The 14,752-nt window shown below is 67.2% G+C and carries 15 protein-coding genes and 2 tRNA genes; 8 read left to right on the top strand and 9 right to left on the bottom strand.

Annotated features, from left to right (window positions below):
- From U5919_RS01185 to U5919_RS01200, 4 genes are all read right to left on the bottom strand, one after another.
- Positions 1 to 432 carry a histone gene (locus U5919_RS01185; RefSeq protein ID WP_336021701.1) on the bottom strand — a complete coding sequence of 144 codons (432 nt, stop codon included), beginning with the start codon at positions 430 to 432 and terminating at the stop codon, positions 1 to 3.
- A gap of 172 nt (positions 433 to 604) precedes the next feature.
- A complete protein-coding gene (locus U5919_RS01190; protein WP_336021702.1) occupies positions 605 to 2,089 on the bottom strand; it encodes a single-stranded DNA binding protein in 1,485 nt (494 codons plus the stop codon).
- Between the two features lie 305 nt (positions 2,090 to 2,394).
- Entirely contained in the window at positions 2,395 to 2,934 is a 540-nt protein-coding gene (locus U5919_RS01195) for a hypothetical protein (RefSeq protein ID WP_336021703.1), read from the bottom strand.
- A 116-nt stretch (positions 2,935 to 3,050) separates the two neighbouring features.
- The gene (locus U5919_RS01200) at positions 3,051 to 4,355 is read right to left on the bottom strand and encodes a dicarboxylate/amino acid:cation symporter (RefSeq protein WP_336021704.1); all 1,305 of its coding nucleotides are present in this window, start codon (positions 4,353 to 4,355) and stop codon (positions 3,051 to 3,053) included.
- A gap of 336 nt (positions 4,356 to 4,691) precedes the next feature.
- On the opposite strand from U5919_RS01200, the gene U5919_RS01205 reads away from it, so the two are divergent.
- Positions 4,692 to 4,764, top strand: a tRNA-Arg gene (locus tag U5919_RS01205).
- Positions 4,765 to 5,011: 247 nt separating this feature from the next.
- On the opposite strand, the gene U5919_RS01210 is transcribed toward U5919_RS01205, so the two are convergent.
- Positions 5,012 to 5,239 carry a DUF7564 family protein gene (locus U5919_RS01210; RefSeq protein ID WP_336021705.1) on the bottom strand — a complete coding sequence of 76 codons (228 nt, stop codon included), beginning with the start codon at positions 5,237 to 5,239 and terminating at the stop codon, positions 5,012 to 5,014.
- A 132-nt stretch (positions 5,240 to 5,371) separates the two neighbouring features.
- On the opposite strand from U5919_RS01210, the gene U5919_RS01215 reads away from it, so the two are divergent.
- On the top strand, positions 5,372 to 6,037 hold the full coding sequence (locus U5919_RS01215) for a DUF309 domain-containing protein (RefSeq protein ID WP_336021706.1): 666 nt from the start codon (positions 5,372 to 5,374) through the stop codon (positions 6,035 to 6,037).
- A 63-nt stretch (positions 6,038 to 6,100) separates the two neighbouring features.
- On the opposite strand, the gene azf is transcribed toward U5919_RS01215, so the two are convergent.
- On the bottom strand, positions 6,101 to 6,886 hold the full coding sequence (gene azf, locus U5919_RS01220; RefSeq protein ID WP_336021707.1) for an NAD-dependent glucose-6-phosphate dehydrogenase Azf: 786 nt from the start codon (positions 6,884 to 6,886) through the stop codon (positions 6,101 to 6,103).
- A gap of 188 nt (positions 6,887 to 7,074) precedes the next feature.
- Between azf and U5919_RS01225 the strand changes: the two genes are divergently transcribed.
- From U5919_RS01225 to U5919_RS01245, 5 genes are all read left to right on the top strand, one after another.
- On the top strand, positions 7,075 to 7,419 hold the full coding sequence (locus tag U5919_RS01225) for a dihydroneopterin aldolase family protein (RefSeq protein WP_336021708.1): 345 nt from the start codon (positions 7,075 to 7,077) through the stop codon (positions 7,417 to 7,419).
- A gap of 83 nt (positions 7,420 to 7,502) precedes the next feature.
- Positions 7,503 to 7,982: a DUF5790 family protein gene (locus U5919_RS01230; RefSeq protein WP_336021709.1), complete on the top strand. Its 480-nt coding sequence runs from the start codon at positions 7,503 to 7,505 to the stop codon at positions 7,980 to 7,982.
- Positions 7,983 to 8,112: 130 nt separating this feature from the next.
- Positions 8,113 to 8,916 (top strand): helix-hairpin-helix domain-containing protein, encoded by an 804-nt coding sequence (locus tag U5919_RS01235; protein WP_336021710.1) that lies wholly within the window; start codon positions 8,113 to 8,115, stop codon positions 8,914 to 8,916.
- Positions 8,917 to 8,973: 57 nt separating this feature from the next.
- Positions 8,974 to 9,897: an aminotransferase class IV gene (locus tag U5919_RS01240; RefSeq protein ID WP_336021711.1), complete on the top strand. Its 924-nt coding sequence runs from the start codon at positions 8,974 to 8,976 to the stop codon at positions 9,895 to 9,897.
- Positions 9,898 to 9,977: 80 nt separating this feature from the next.
- Entirely contained in the window at positions 9,978 to 10,388 is a 411-nt protein-coding gene (locus U5919_RS01245; RefSeq protein WP_336021712.1) for a Rieske (2Fe-2S) protein, read from the top strand.
- 255 nt (positions 10,389 to 10,643) lie between these two features.
- Here U5919_RS01245 and U5919_RS01250 read toward each other — a convergent pair.
- From U5919_RS01250 to U5919_RS01260, 3 genes are all read right to left on the bottom strand, one after another.
- Positions 10,644 to 10,718 (bottom strand) — tRNA-Met (locus U5919_RS01250).
- Between the two features lie 70 nt (positions 10,719 to 10,788).
- Positions 10,789 to 11,235, bottom strand: a complete 447-nt coding sequence (locus U5919_RS01255) for a GtrA family protein (protein ID WP_336023837.1) — start codon at positions 11,233 to 11,235, stop codon at positions 10,789 to 10,791.
- Between the two features lie 3 nt (positions 11,236 to 11,238).
- Positions 11,239 to 12,087: a glycosyltransferase family protein gene (locus tag U5919_RS01260; protein WP_336021713.1), complete on the bottom strand. Its 849-nt coding sequence runs from the start codon at positions 12,085 to 12,087 to the stop codon at positions 11,239 to 11,241.
- A 146-nt stretch (positions 12,088 to 12,233) separates the two neighbouring features.
- Between U5919_RS01260 and U5919_RS01265 the strand changes: the two genes are divergently transcribed.
- Positions 12,234 to 14,726: a DUF2298 domain-containing protein gene (locus tag U5919_RS01265; protein ID WP_336021714.1), complete on the top strand. Its 2,493-nt coding sequence runs from the start codon at positions 12,234 to 12,236 to the stop codon at positions 14,724 to 14,726.
- The last annotated feature ends 26 nt before the right edge of the window (positions 14,727 to 14,752 follow it).

Genomic DNA, 14,752 nt, shown 5'->3' on the forward strand with positions numbered 1-14,752 from the left:
CTACTCGAAGAGGGCGAAGTACGTCTCGATGTCTTCGGCTTGCACGGTTCGTCTGTCGGCGTGTCGAGCGAGCGTCGCCGCCGCGTTCGCGACGTTGTCGGCGTAGTCTTCGAGGATGTCCGCCAGCGCGATCCGCGCGTTCATCGAGACGCGGTACCGATCGTCGATTTCGAGGCGCGCGATGCGGTCGATCGGCGCGATCGGCAGTTCGAGATCGCGGCGGCTCACGACCTGCTGGACGTCGAAGTCCTCGGCCATCAGGGTCTTGCGGTCGTCTGCGGCCGCTCGCTCGGCGGCGTCGACGGCGAGCGCCGCCCCGTGCGCTTGAACGCGGCGAGCGAGCTCCTCGGCGGCCCCGGAACTCACCCGGAGGTCGCCGGCTCTCCGTCGAATGATCGCATCCACGGGGGCGAACGGCAACTCGACACTCATTACCACTATATCCAGTTCGACCCGCGTATAATCCTTTCCGTAACGCTCCGCCGTTCTCGGGCGCTCTCGACGGCGCAACCGCTCCGAAGGATCGCTCCCTGTCGCGGCTCGGGGTCGAAGTCGGCACCCACACGGCCCCGAATCGGCATCGCCCGGAGGGCCGATGCTATGCTCAGCTCGGCCGCTCGACGTCCTCGGCGGTGATCCGTCCGTCGCTGACGGGACCGGTGACGGTCACCTTCTCGCCGAGCCGCAGCGACTCGTCGGTCTCGACGCTCCGCGTTTCGGTCCCGTCGTCGAGGACGACCGGGCTTCCCGCCTGCACGACGGTCCCGGTGAACGTCTCGGTTTCGCCGGCCGCCCCGGATTCGTTCGGCGACTCCGCCACCGCTGCGGCCGCCGAGCCTCCTCCGCCACCGGATGCGACTTGGTCCGTCGAGCTCTCGCCCGATCCGACCCCGCTACCTCCCGTCTCCGTCGCATCGCCGCTCTCGAACGCACCGAGCCCGGTCGACTGCGCGGCGTCGGTGTCGGTATCGGCGGCGTCCTCGGGCGCGTCGTCCATCACGCTCACCGTCGACTGCCAGCCCGCGGAGGCTTCGAGGTCGTCCTGCCAGCCGTCTTGGATCTCGACGTCGGTGAACACGACGTAATCCGCCAGATCGATGTCGAGGTCGGCCTTGTCGCCCCACATCGCCACGCGGATGTCGCCCGTCTCGTCTTTCACGCGCACGTTCCGGACCTGCCCTTGCGAGCCGTCGTCGCGGTCGAACGTCCGCTTCGGGTCGGTCTCGATGACGCCGCCCGCGATGTCGACGGTCTCGTCGATCTCCAGCGAGTCGATCTCGCGGGTGTCCGGCACGTACTCGATCGCCTCGTCGACGGCGTCGACCGCGCCGCGGTTGCCCACGTGGAGTTCGAGCGTCCCGTCGCGCTCGCGGACGTAGCCGTCGACGACCTCCACCGATTCGCCGGCCGCGAACTCCGTCGCGAGGTCGGCCTTCTCGTCCCAGAGCGTCACCCGGATCCGGCCGGTCGGATCGCCGAGCGTCAGGTTCGAGACGCGGCCCTCCGAGCCGTCGTCGCGGTCGAACGTCCGGACGCTGTCGGTGCTGAGTACGCGACCCTTCAGGTTGACGTCAGAGAGGCCCAGCGCGAGGTCCTCGACGCGGTAGGAATCACGCGCCTGCACGTCGACCTCGGCGTCGGGCGCGGGCTCGACCTTGTCGACGTCGACTTCGATGCCGTTGTAGCCGTCTTTCGGTCGCCCGGCCACGCGGAGCACCTGTCCCGTTTCGAGTCGTTCGACCGCGCCTTCGGCCATCTCGTCCCACATCGTGATCCGGATCCGACCGGACTCGTCGGCGACGTCGACGTTGACGACTTTCCCGTCCTCGTCCTCGCCGTCGCGCTCGAAGGTCCGAACGTCGCCGATACTCATCACCTTCGCGAGGAACTTCACGTCCTCCATTCCGGGAGCGACGTCGGCGATGCCCTCGACCTCCTCGTCGCGCAACTCGTGGGCGATGAGCATCGCCGCGGTCTCCTCGTCGGCGAGACCGCCCATCTGTTCGACTTTGTCCTCGACGGCGGCCTCGAACTCCTCGAAGTCGACGTCGGTGTCGAGGTCATCGTACACGTCCTCGATCGCGCCCATCTACGCGGCACCCCCTCGGTGACGACCCGCAAGGTCGAGCGCGAAACCCGCGGTTCGAGCGGCTGCGGCCACAGACATATCCACAGCCAAGGCAGGACGCCGCTTAAGCGTTGTCTTGTCGGTGGTCGCGATTCGGATTTCGGAGGCACATTCGTCAGTCGATTCGATGGCTCCCCCCGCTCGGAGTCGTTCGGTTTCGGCGTCGATTCTTGGCACGACGGGTGTGGCGTCGGTTTCGTATAAGAAGGTTCGCCGCGGGAATCAGTCACCGCGAGTCGCGGCCGCGACGCGTTTCTTCGTGCGCGCTACTTCGTCACGTCGGCGACCGTCCGACGACCGTCGACATCGTCGTGAACGACCCGAACGCTCGTTACGTTCGTGCCGTCGGTCTCGATCGCGACCTCGTACCCGAGGTTCACGAGCGCCTCGGTGCACGCTTCGCCTTCCTCGCGCTCCTCGACGGCGGCGACGACGACGCTCACTTCCCCGGTGTCGGCGTCGTAGCCGGTGTCCTGCAGCCGCGCGACGTTACAGCCGTTGTTCCCGACGACACAACCGACGACCGAGATCGTCTCGTCGCCGAAGCTGACCGTCGCCTCGCCCGGCCCCGAGCACTCCTCGCGGGGCGTGAGGCTCGCGGAGACGCGTCCGGGCGTCACTGTCTCGTTGTCGCCCGGCGTCTCGGTGTTGCTCGGGGTGTCGGTTTCGTCGGGTGCGTCGGTGTCGGTTGGTTCGTCCGTCGAGTCGGTGCCATCGGGTGCACCAGGGCCAGCGTTTCCAGTGCAGCCGGCGAGCGCGGTCGGGAGGGCGATTGCGAGGCCAGACAGGACGGTTCGTCGGTGCATATCTCCAAGTACGTCCGACGTGCCAAAAGAAACAGCGGAGAATCAAACGCGCCCTTGTCCCTTCGCGGTGTTGACGCCGACTGTCGGTCGCGCGTTGCGAATCCCGACCGCGTCGGTCAGTCGCCGCCGGGGACGACGGGGCCGAGGTGGTCTCTCCCCTTCGCCCAGACGCCCTCCTCGAGGTCGATCGCGTCGTTCCACTTGCCGACGACGGTCGAGATCGCGAGGTCGCCGGTGACGTTGTTCATCGTGGCGATTCGGCCCAGGATCGGGTCGACGCCGGCGACGAAGCCGACGACCTCCAGCGGGAGGCCAACCTGCGTCAGGATGACTGTGAGCATCACGATCCCCGCGCCGGGAACGCCCGCGGTACCGATGCTGATGAGGACGGCCACGAGCAGGACGAACGCCTGCTCGGTCAGCGCGAGCGGCTGGCCGACGACGTTGGCGGCGAACATCACCGTGATCGCCTGGCGGATGGCCGCGCCGTCCATATTGGCCGTCGCGCCGACCGGCAGCGCGAAGGAGTAGACGTGTTCTTTGATCCGGAGGTCCTCGTCGGCATTCTGCATCGTCACCGGTAGCGTCCCGCTGGAGGAACGCGTCGCAAAGGCGGTCAGCATCGCGTCCTTCGCGCCCGCGAGGAACGCGATCGGCGAGACGCCGGCGACGACGCCCATCAGGAGGAACAGGTAGGTGACGACGATGTGGATCGTGACCGCGACCGCGACGGCGAGGACGAGTGCACCGAGCGAGGTGAAGACGCCGATACCCTCGGTGCCGATCCCGGCGGCCATCAGCGCGAAGACACCGATAACGCCGTATTCGAGTACGCCGCGAACGACGACGAACATCGCCTCGGCGGCGACCTCGAACGCCTCGAACAGCGAGTCGACGCTGTCTGCGAGGTCGTCCTGTCGCGCGCGGACGTAGGTGAGCGCAATCCCGAAGACGATCACGAAGAACACGGTCGCCAGCAGGTTCCCTTCGGACATCGCCGCGGCGGGGTTACTCGGGACGATACCGAGGACGACCTCGGTCAGCGACGGCGGTGTCTGCGACTGCGCCTCGCCGCCGGCGAACTCGACGCCGCGACCCGGCTGCAACACGTTCGCGACGACGAGACCGATGATCCCCGCGATGGTCGTCGTCACGGCGTACAGCGCGACGGTGGCTCCGCCGATCCGACCGAGTCGAGCGGGAGAGAGCTGTCTGATCCCGGTGAGCAACGTGAACACGATGATCGGGATCACGAGCATATTGAGCAGTCGGAGGAACAGGTCGCCGAGCGGTTCGACGACTGTCATCCGTTCGCCGAAGGCGATTCCTGCGACCGAGCCGAGGACGAATGCGACGAAGATCCGGTAGATGAGCGGCACGGATCGGTATCGCCCCCAGAGTGAGCTAACGGGATGTGCCATAACCGCCGAAAAGACACCCGTCCCTAAAGAACCGTTCTTCCTGTCAGCATCTGTAGCCGGCTGGAACGGATAGGATTGACACATTGTGTTCTGTTCGCCGACCTAATCTTTCGGTTATGACACATCTCACCACAAATATTGGCAATTGGACGGATCTTACAGTATCCCCCGCCCAATTAGGTGGATCACTCTACTCCGATATAGCAGCGTATATTGCCTGAAAACCTCCGGCCATCTTTTCGATACTGACTCCGAGACCCGTCTATCGTGTGCACTGATGCCGCGGCCCCGTTGCATCGTAACCCTCATAAGTCAACCCGCAGTACGGAGAGATGAGTCCTGGTAGGGTAGTGGACTATCCTCTTGGCTTGCGGAGCCAGGGACCGGAGTTCAAATCTCCGTCAGGACGTTTCTCTGCAGCACAACACGACGAGCGAAGCGAGGGGTCTGTGCTGCAGGAAACGGACGTCGCGGAGATTTGAGCAGCGAGCAAATCTATGATTTGCGAGTACGTTCAAATCTCCGTCAGGTCGCTCACTTCGTCACCGGCGTCGTTTACGCCGGTTTCCAGCGGGACCGACGGTCCCGCGCGGCTCGTGGGGACTCCGTCAGGTCGCTACATTTTACCGGCGCTATGCGACGAGCGTGCCCGAAATTTACTCCGCGTCGTATCGCGACGGCAGGTCGGCGTCGTCGTCGTCGCGGTGCCGAATCGACGGCGTCGTCTCGGGGCGGAGCCGCCGGGGTTCGGGGCGCGACGTTCCGACGTCGTCACTCTCCTGTACCCACGACTCGTGGCAGTCGGGACAGTAGTTGCCCGTATACCCGCTCGGGCGGACGAACTCGGTGCCGCAATCGAGACACGTCACTTGCGCGCGGGTCATCGATCGCTCCGGAGGGATTGGGGTGCGGTCATCGGCTGTTCGCGTGAACGAACGGCCCGCACGCGGATAAGTCCGTCACCGCCTCCCTCGACGAACGCCGAGTATTTACTCGCTCGTCGTCGAGAGGCGACCGTGCAGGACGCGCTCCGAATCGGCGTCGCCGTGTTCAACGCGGGCGATCGCCACGCCGCCCACGACGCGTGGGAAGCGCAGTGGCTGGCGCTCGACGACGGGACCCCCGACGAGCGCCTACTTCACGGACTCATCCAGTACGCCGCGGCGGTACATCACGCCCGAAACCGCAACTGGAGCGGCGCGCGCGGGCTCGCCGAGAGCGCCGAGCGGTACTTGGTCGGCGTCGACGACAGGGGCGTGAACGTCGGCGAGGTACGCGCGTACCTCCGCCGACTCGCCGACGATCCCGAGATCGCAGAACGCCGTTCGCCGGTCGCGCTCCGGTACGAGGGCGACGCGCTCGAACCAACGGACTTGACTTTCGAGGAGGTCGCGACCGCGGCCGAAATCCTCGCCAACGAGTACGACGCCTTCGACGAGGCCGTCGTCGCCGACGCCGTCAGGTACGCACGCGACGAACGAGGCGAAGCGCAGGATGAAACGCGAGACGAAGAACCCCCGACGGACGTCGCGTCGCCCCGCTCCCGGGGCTTCGTCGGAATGCTGTTCGAGTTCGCGGCCGACAGAGAACGGCGGGCGCTGGTCTACGAACGGCTGCGGGGACACGTCGAACGCCGCCGGGGGAGAGAGCGCGACGTCTCGGACTCGGGGCTGTTCGAGTGAGTTTCTGCGACCTTTTCGCTCGCCGTCGACCTACTCGGCGGAGCTGTCCCGCGGGTCGTTGACCTACTCGTCGCCGACCCGCTCGTCGCCGTTCCATTCGGCGGAGTTGTCCCGCGGCTCGTAGCCTAGCACGTCGCGTGCGCGGTCGATCGAGTAGTATTTCCGGTCGTTGTCGGAGATGCCGTAGACGATCTCGTACTCGTAGTCGGCCAGCGCACAGCGCTCGAACAGATGCGCGCAGTCGCGGTAGGAGAGCCACATCGCCTGCCCGCGCTCGTAGTCGATCGGCGGGTGTCCCTCGGTGAGGTTGCCGATGCGGACGTTCACGACCGAGAGGTCGTGATGATCGTGGTAGTACCGGCCCAGCACTTCGCCGGTCGCCTTGCTCACGCCGTAGAGATTGCTCGGGCGGGGCAGTTCGGTCCCGTCGAGCCGGAAGTCGCCGTGGGGGCGGTACATCTCGGGGGTCCGCGAATCGGTCTCGTACGCGCCCACGGCGTGGTTCGAGGAGGCGAAGACGAACTTTCCGACGTCGACCTCGACGGCCGCCTCGTACATCGTCTGCGTGCCGTCGATGTTGTTCTGCAGGACGCTGTCCCACGGGGCTTCGGGCCGGGGGTCGCCCGCTAAGTGGATCACCGCGGCGCAGCCGTCCAACGCCTCGCGGACCGCGTCGTCGTCGGTGACGTCGGCGACGAACACGTCTCCCTCGTCGACGCCCGCCGGAAGCTTCGTCGCCGACAGCGGTTCCCTGTCGAGCAGCCGCCACTCGAAGCGTTCGCCGAGGTGGCGCAGGATCGCCTGTCCGACGCGTCCGCCCGCCCCTGTCAGGAGAACCGGCTCGTCCATTCGATAATCCGTCCGTGAGGCGACGCCAAGAAACGTCCGATTTGTGCCGGTGATAGGCGTGTGACACGTCGCTCCCAGAGCATACGTGTAGACACGTCGATCCCAGTGCACCGTTCCTCGCATCACTCCCGCACGGACGAACGCGTCCGCGACGACACGCCCTTTGCCCGGGGGGACGTGGACCGAGTATGCCCACCGATGCCGAATCGGCCTGTTTCGAGGCCGGGATCAAGTTCGGATCGCTGTACCACCAGTTCGCGGGGACGCCAGTCAGCCCGAAAAGCGCCGAGAGCCTCGGTCGCGCGATGGAGGAATCGATCGAGAACCAGCCCTACTGCGTCGACGTCGACGTCGACGTCAGGACCGATCGCATCGCCGAGGTGCTGGCCTCTCAGTCCGCCGAGTACACCGAACTCACAGGGCGCTTTATCGACGTCGAAATGCGGGTCGAATACGAGGGCGTGACGGTTCGGACGCGGATGGAGATGGACGGCGACTACCCGCGTATGAAACTCGTCGCCGTCGAGGCGTGAGGCGGGGGAGGAAAGCCGAACCGACGGATTTCACTTTCACTTTCGGGCGTGTTTTTAACCTCTCCGGCCTCGAATCCGATGATATGAGTAGCCAGAGCACACTCGCTGACGACGACCTGTTCGGAGAGGCTGCTGCGGAGATGCGCGAGGAGGTCGAAAGCCACCTCGCCGACGCGCGGGCGGAGCTGCCCGACCCCGACGACGTGTGGGAAACGGAGGCCGACAACGTCCTCGGCGTCTTGAACGCGCTCAAGTCGGCGCTGGACGTCAACGACGCAGAGGAGCACCTCCGACAGGCGAAAAAGACGTTCATCGTCGGCCAGCGCGCCGACGCGTTCGACGACCCCGACTCTCTGGAAGCGGAGGTCGAGGCCGTCGAGGAACTGCTCGCCTCGATCGAAGACGCCGAGACGCTCGTCGGCGACCTCACCGGAGCGATGCCGCAACTCCGGAGCCAACTGCAGGACGCCGCTGAGGCTGGCTCGGATTCGGATGAGGATACCGCCGCCGACGATGTCGACGACGAAGAGTCAGCTGACGAGGGCGACGCAGACGACGCGTAACGGCGCACTCCGACACAGACGACGCGCAACGGCGCACTCCGACACAGACGACGCGCAACGACGGACTCCTGACACATACGGCGCTCGACGGAACGGCTTTTAAATAGTCGACGGACATACCATCGACGCGATGAGCATCTTCGATACGATCCTGTCGTCGCTCCGCTCGCTCCTCGGCGGCGGACGCACTGACGAGTCGACGTCGACGAATCCGACGACGTCGGACACAGACGAATCGTCGTCCGGATCCGAGGGCACCGTCTCAGTCGAGCGGGAAACGCGCGAGGACCGCGACGCCGCCGATGCGTCGACCGAAGCGTCGGTCAAGGGAACAAACGCCGAGTCCGAGTCCGCTGACTCGTCCGAGGACGCAGCGGCCGGAGCCGGGGCAGCCGCGGCGAACACTGACGCGGCGGCGTCGACGGAGACCCTCGTCGACGAGGCTGAAGGCAAGGAGCCGGCCGAAGTCGTCGAGACGTCCGGCGAGGGCGACGAATCGGTTTCTCCGGACCCCGACGACGCCGAAACGCCGGAGGACGCGGCTGCCGCCGAGACCGACGCGTCGGCGTCGACTGAGACGCTCGTCGACGAGGAGACCGGAAAGGAGCCCGCGGAAGCGGTCACGTCGACGGAAACTCCCGACGCTGACGCGGTCGATGAGGCGGAAGACGGCGAAGCGGAGGCGGAAGACGCCGAAGCAGAGGCGGAAGACAGCGAAGCCGGTGACGAAACTGACGAGGGGTCAGCGGACGAGAGCTCCGAACCGGTCGAGACGCTGAAGGGGATCGGCCCGGCCTACGCGGAACGTCTCGGTGACGCCGGTATCGAGACCGTCTCCGACCTCGCGGCGGCCGACGCCGGCGACCTCGCCGCCGAGGTCGACGTCTCCGAGAAGCGGGTCGCGACGTGGATCGAACGTGCGCGCGAGGAATGATCCGCGGGCTGCGGTGATTGCAGGCCGGGACCGGCAGATCGTACCCACCGGAGCGAAATGACGGACTTGCAGTACCACGTCGACGGCGAACTCGTCCCCGCCGACGCGGCGACAGTCAGCGTCCGCGACCGCGGGTTTATGTACGGCGACGCGGTGTTCGAGACCCTCCGCGCGTACGGCGGTGACGTGTTCCGCTGGGAGGCCCACGCCGAGCGCTTGGCCGGATCTGCCGAAGCCATCTCGCTCGATCACGGCCTGTCCGACGCGGACCTGAAGCACCGTGTCGACGAGACGCTGGCGGCGAACGATCTCGACGACGCCTACGTGAAGCTCTCGGTCACGCGCGGCGTCCAGCCCGGGAAGCTGACGCCGAGTCCCGACGTCGACCCGACGGTCGTCGTGCAGGTCAACCCCCTCCCGCGCGGCGGCGTCGACGGCGAGCCGCTCTGGGACGGCCCGGCGACGCTCCAGACGGTGAAGACACGACGCGTCCCCGACGCGGCGCTCCCCTCGCGCGCGAAGACCCACAACTACCTGAACGGGATCCTCGCGCGGCTCGAACTCCGCGTCGCCGACGCCGACGAGGCGGTGATGCTCGACGGCGACGGTCACCTGACGGAGGGCGCGACGAGCAACCTCTTTTTCGTCGACGACGGGGCGCTCTGTACGTCGAGCCTCGACGGTCCGGTCCTGCCGGGGATCACCCGCGCGGAGGTACTCGACATCGCACGAACAGAGGGGATTCCGATCCGCGAGGGCGCGTTCACCCCGGACGACATCCGCGGGGCCGCGGAGGCGTTCGTGACGAACACGACGTGGGAGATTCGGCCGGTAGAGACGGTCGACGGCATCGACGTCGGCGGCGGTCCGCTGACGACGTTGCTCCGGCGGCTCTACGACGAACGCGTGGAAGCGGCGCACTACGGCGATATGGACGCCGAGCCCGCCGGTACGGACGCCGACTCCGCGGGCGACGCGTAGCGTGTCGAAACCGGGAATCGGCGTCTGTGCGAACGACCGCGAATCGTCACGCTTGAATCGACCGACCGCAAACGCGCGCTATGGACGAGGAACGCCGCATCGTCGGCGCGGACGACGTCACCGCCGAGGAGACGGTCGTGTTCACCGCGAAATCCGGGTTCGAGAAGACGGAGGGCGTGCTCACGCGCCTCGACGACGGCAGCGTAGTCGCCTTTACGAACTACTGTCCGCACTGGCGGGACGTCAGACTCGACAAGGGATCAAGCGCGCTCGTCAGAAACGGCGACATCGTCTGTCAGAAACACGGCGCGACCTTCGAGAAGGAAAGCGGCGTCTGCGACTTCGGCCCCTGTGAGGGTGCCGTCCTCGACACCTTCGAGGTGACCATCGACGACGGCGTGGTGTACCTTACCGACGACGAGTGGGACGCCGCGGAAACGGGCCTCTCCGAGGAGCGCGACCTCTCTTCGGGCGGTCGGATCGATTACTGATCTGCGAGAACTGCGTGGATCTCGGCACCAAAATGCATCGCGGCGAACGCGACCCGCACCGTTTTCTGTCGGTGATAACTGAACGACTCAGATGAGTAGTGTCAGGAGAGTAGCGGGAGGTAGATTTGAACCTCAGTCGTTTCGCTCGCGTCTGCTCGCTCCACTCCTTGGTTCAAATCTACTCGTCGCTATGTCGCCGAACGCACGGTTCGCTCGGCGACGAGAGCGCCTCGCGACGTGAGTTCGGCAAAAACATAGCGGGAGGTAGATTTGAACTACCGATCTCCGGGTTATGAGCCCGGCGGAATCTCCTGGCTATCCCATCCCGCTATCGAAACGAAGTCTGGGGTTACGGTTAAGGATTGTGTTTCGCCCGCAGTGTGGCAATTTCACACTCGGTTCAGGATCGCATCACGCGCCACGTGAGCAGGCTTTCGGCGACGTAGTTCAGGAACATCGACGCGCCGATCGCGATGGGGATCGGGATCAGCTGCCAGAGGTCGAACCCGAACAGGGGAACGGTAACGTCGAGCTGGCGAAGTCCGCGGACGATCAGGAACTGCACCGCGAGCCCGCCGCTGCGGACGAGATTCGAGCGGAGAAAGCGCTTCAGCGTCGGAACCCGCCCCGGCGCGCCGAGTTCTGAAAAGGTCCAGCGCTCGTTGATCGCGAACATCACGACGATGGCGACCTCCGCGCCGACGAGCTTCGCGTACTCGCCGAGCACGCCGAACCCGACAATGAGCGCCGTCGTCGTCGTCATATCGAAGACCGCGCCGATCGCGCCGACGGAGACGAACTTCCCGAACCGGACGCTCGAAGCGAGTTCGTCGATCGCGTTACGAATCATTCAGTCGGCCTCGACGGCATCGGCCGCCTCCACCGCGGCGAGTCGATCGACGAGGGACGGTTCGTTTCGCGTTCGCGCGTCGAGCAGTTCGTGGACGCGATCCTCCCGGAGCAGGCGCGCTCGATGTCGCGAGGTCACCAGCGCGCGGGCGAGCTGCAGCGTCGTTTCGACCGTCGAGACGGTCGAATCCGGTCGGTCCTCCCACCGAACGGGGATCTCCGCGATCCGACAGTCGAGCGCGCCCGCGACGGCGACGAGTTCGATGTCCCACGCGAACCCCGGCTCGTAGAGGTGGGTGCGGACGGCTCGCCACGCGTCGACGGTGAGCGCCTTCGCGCCGCACTGGTAATCGTAGAGCTGCTCGTCGAGGAAGCGCCGCGCGAGCCACGCGAAGCCGTCTCCGAGGCGACGGCGCGCGAAGGTCTGATGCGACGCCACGTCCGCGTCGGGGTGCCGCCGCGAGCCGACCGCGAGGTCGGCGTCCCCCCCGGTGACGGCGTCGACGACGGCCGCGAACGAGTCGGCAGGCGTGCTCCCGTCGGCGTCGGCGAACGCGAGAACCTCGACGTTTCGCGCGGTCGCATCGGATCCGGCGGACGCACCGCCCTTGAGGAGTGCCTCGAATCCCGCGGTTATCGCCGCCCCCTTCCCGCGTCGCGCGTCGACAGTCGCGAGCTCGACGCAGTCGGGGAGTCGGCCGAGCCGCTCGCGGAGGTCCGAGCGCGGGGCGTCGGCCTCGACCCGGATCACTGCCGGGTCGAGCCGCTCCGTGAGGGCGTGGAGGTAACCGCCGAGTCGCTCGGGATCGGGCCGGTAGGCGGGGACGACGATCCCGACGGCACGAGTCATCACCTCCGAGTACCGGCTTCTGTGTGAAAAGCGAACCGCTAGCGAGCGGACGGGCGGTGTCACCGGGGGAGCACTGCCAGCGCCCCGTCGAGACTCGGCGCATCACAAGAGGTATGTCCCGGGCTCTCGCTCCGTCAACACGGAGAATGGAGTACGCTCTCGTCGCTCGCTGGCTGGTCCTCTACGCCGCGCTCTTCGCGCTCGGACTGCCGCTCGTCGCCCGACTACTCCCCCACAGCGTCGGCCGCGGCGCTGGCCTCGCAGTCCCCGCGTCGCTCGTCGTCCTCAGCCTCCCCGCCTACTGGATCGGACAGCTGACGTGGGGGCCGATCGCGCTCGCGCTCGGCCTCCTGACGCTGTTGCTCGCGAGTGCGCTCGCCGCGCTTGACCTCGCCGCGCTGCGTGAAGGGGAGGTCCGCCTCGCGGTCGACATCGACGTCGACGCCGCCACCGACGCCGCGGCGGTGTTCCTCCTCGCTTTCGCCTTCCTCGTCGCGGTTCGGGCGTTCGACCCGGCCGTCCACCCGGGCGGCGGCGAGAAGTTTCTCGACTTCGGGCTCCTGCAGACGCTCGCGCGCTCGCCGGTCCTGCCCCCGGAGGACTTCTGGTTCGCGAACGAGTCGGTGAAGTACTACTACGGCGGGCACCTGACGGCGACGCTGCTCTCGTGGCTGACGGCGACGCCGCCGCGGTTCGCCTACAACCTCGCGCTCGCTGGCTTCTACGCCTCTTTGGTCACCGCAGCGTTCGAGTTGGCGGGGGCGATCGGCGCTGACCGCGCGCGTTCGACCGCAGGAGGGAGACTCTCGACGCCGCGTGTCCGCCGTCGACTCGCGGGCGTCGTCGCGGTCTTCTTCGTCGGCCTCGCGAGCAACCTCGTCACGGCCGGTCAGCTCCTTGTGGGCGCGTTGCCGACGTCCGTCGGGCGACCTGCGGCCGAGTTCGTCGCCGCGCGGAGCGGGTACACCGTCGACGCGCTGCTCGGCGGCGTCGGATCGTTCAGCTACTGGGACGCCTCGCGGGTCATTCCGGGGACCATCAACGAATTTCCGCTGTTCGCGTGGCTCAACGGCGACCTCCACGCGCATATGATGGGCACGCCGACGCTGCTGCTCGCCGCCGCGGTCGGATACGCGTACTACCGGACGCCCGAACCGGCGCATCGGCGTCGGCGCGTCCTGCTTTTCGCCGTCGTCCCACTCCTCGGGGCGTGGCAGGCGGTTCAGAGCACGTGGAGCTTTCCGAGCGTGCTCGCGCTGGGTTGGCTGGCGGCGCTCTTTTCGCCCGCCGACGCGTGGTCGCTGCTTCCGCGGACTCCGGGGATTCGACAGCGACTCCCGGATCTCGGTGTCCCGCGGGAGGTAGACCGCCTCGCGGCCTCGTTCGTCGTCGCCGGCGTCGCGGCTGTCGCGGCCACCGTCCTCGCGTCGCCGTTCCTCCTCGGGGCGGCCACCGGCGGCGGCGAGCGAGCGATCGAACTGCTGGGTCCGGAGATGCGCAGCGGCCTCGGTGGGTTGCTCCTCGTTCACGGCGCGTTCGTCGTCGGCCTCGGCGGCTACCTCCTCTCGGAGATCCGGATCGACCGACCGTGGCTCCTCCTCGCGGGCGTCGTCGCGGTCGGCGTCGTCGGCACGCAGATCGGACTCGCCGCGCTCGCGGTGTCGGTGCCGCTTCTCGTCCTCGCGTGGGTCGGGCTCCGAACGTCGGCGTCGATCGGCTACGAGGCCGTCCTCGTCGCCGCCGGAGCCGGACTGGCCACCATCGTCGAACTGGTGTACGTGAGCGAGCAGGCCGGACCCGGGCGGATGAACACCGTGTTCAAGACGTACTCGCAGGTGTGGGTGTTCTGGGGGACTGCGATGGGCGTGGCGCTGTCCGGGTTGATACTGAACGCGGCGTCTCGCGTCGGGTCCGGGGCGCGAGCGGGGGCGAGCGAACGAGCGGAGACGAACGGACGAGCAAAGGCGAGCGAACGATCGGCGAAGTCGGGCGAACGGTCGGCGACCCCGGATGCAGCGTCGGGCGATGAGGGTGAACGGTCGCACTCGCCTCGGGACGTCCTGCGCGTCGTCGCCGGCGTCGCCCTCGTTGTCGGGCTCGTCGCGTCGACGAGCGTGTACGGCGTCCTCGCGCTCGGTGCGCACTTCGAGAGCGGCCCGGCCGGTGGGCCGACGCTGGACGCGACGCAGTTCGTCGAGACCGATCACCCCGAGCAGGCGGACGCGATCGAGTGGGTCGACGGGAGGTCGGGGCAGCCGACGATGCTCGAAGCGCCGGGGACGCTGACCTATCCGGGCGGGACCGACGAGCGACCCAGAGCGATGTACAGCTGGCACGCCAACCCCGCGTCGAGTCTGACGGGCGTTCCCACGGTCGCCGGCTGGCAACACGAGATCGGGTATCGAGGCGAGGACGCGTATATGGATCGCGTCCGCGACGTCGACGCGATGTACACGGGATCCGCGTCCGAGCGGGCGGCGTTGCTCGCGGAGTACGAGGTGCGCTACATTTGGGTCGGACCGAGCGAGCGCGCTCGCTACGGCTCGGTGGCGTTCGGCTCCGAGGCGATCGAGGTCGCGCACCGCTCCGGCGACGTGACGATCTACGAGGTCGACCTCGACGCGCTCGACGACAGGTGAAATTCGCTGATTTGCTGATAGTCGGA

Origin of the sequence: Halobellus sp. LT62 (assembly GCF_037031285.1) — an archaeon.
Lineage (GTDB): Archaea > Halobacteriota > Halobacteria > Halobacteriales > Haloferacaceae > Haloquadratum > Haloquadratum salinisoli.

Bases quoted from the DNA above. Each gene is read 5' to 3' on its own strand.
- U5919_RS01185 (WP_336021701.1), bottom strand. From the start codon at position 432: ATGAGTGTCGAGTTGCCGTTCGCCCCCGTGGATGCGATCATTCGACGG.
- U5919_RS01190 (WP_336021702.1), bottom strand. From the start codon at position 2,089: ATGGGCGCGATCGAGGACGTGTACGATGACCTCGACACCGACGTCGAC.
- U5919_RS01195 (WP_336021703.1), bottom strand. From the start codon at position 2,934: ATGCACCGACGAACCGTCCTGTCTGGCCTCGCAATCGCCCTCCCGACC.
- U5919_RS01200 (WP_336021704.1), bottom strand. From the start codon at position 4,355: ATGGCACATCCCGTTAGCTCACTCTGGGGGCGATACCGATCCGTGCCG.
- U5919_RS01210 (WP_336021705.1), bottom strand. From the start codon at position 5,239: ATGACCCGCGCGCAAGTGACGTGTCTCGATTGCGGCACCGAGTTCGTC.
- azf (WP_336021707.1), bottom strand. From the start codon at position 6,886: ATGGACGAGCCGGTTCTCCTGACAGGGGCGGGCGGACGCGTCGGACAG.
- U5919_RS01225 (WP_336021708.1), top strand. From the start codon at position 7,075: ATGCCCACCGATGCCGAATCGGCCTGTTTCGAGGCCGGGATCAAGTTC.
- U5919_RS01230 (WP_336021709.1), top strand. From the start codon at position 7,503: ATGAGTAGCCAGAGCACACTCGCTGACGACGACCTGTTCGGAGAGGCT.
- U5919_RS01235 (WP_336021710.1), top strand. From the start codon at position 8,113: ATGAGCATCTTCGATACGATCCTGTCGTCGCTCCGCTCGCTCCTCGGC.
- U5919_RS01240 (WP_336021711.1), top strand. From the start codon at position 8,974: ATGACGGACTTGCAGTACCACGTCGACGGCGAACTCGTCCCCGCCGAC.
- U5919_RS01245 (WP_336021712.1), top strand. From the start codon at position 9,978: ATGGACGAGGAACGCCGCATCGTCGGCGCGGACGACGTCACCGCCGAG.
- U5919_RS01260 (WP_336021713.1), bottom strand. From the start codon at position 12,087: ATGACTCGTGCCGTCGGGATCGTCGTCCCCGCCTACCGGCCCGATCCC.
- U5919_RS01265 (WP_336021714.1), top strand. From the start codon at position 12,234: ATGGAGTACGCTCTCGTCGCTCGCTGGCTGGTCCTCTACGCCGCGCTC.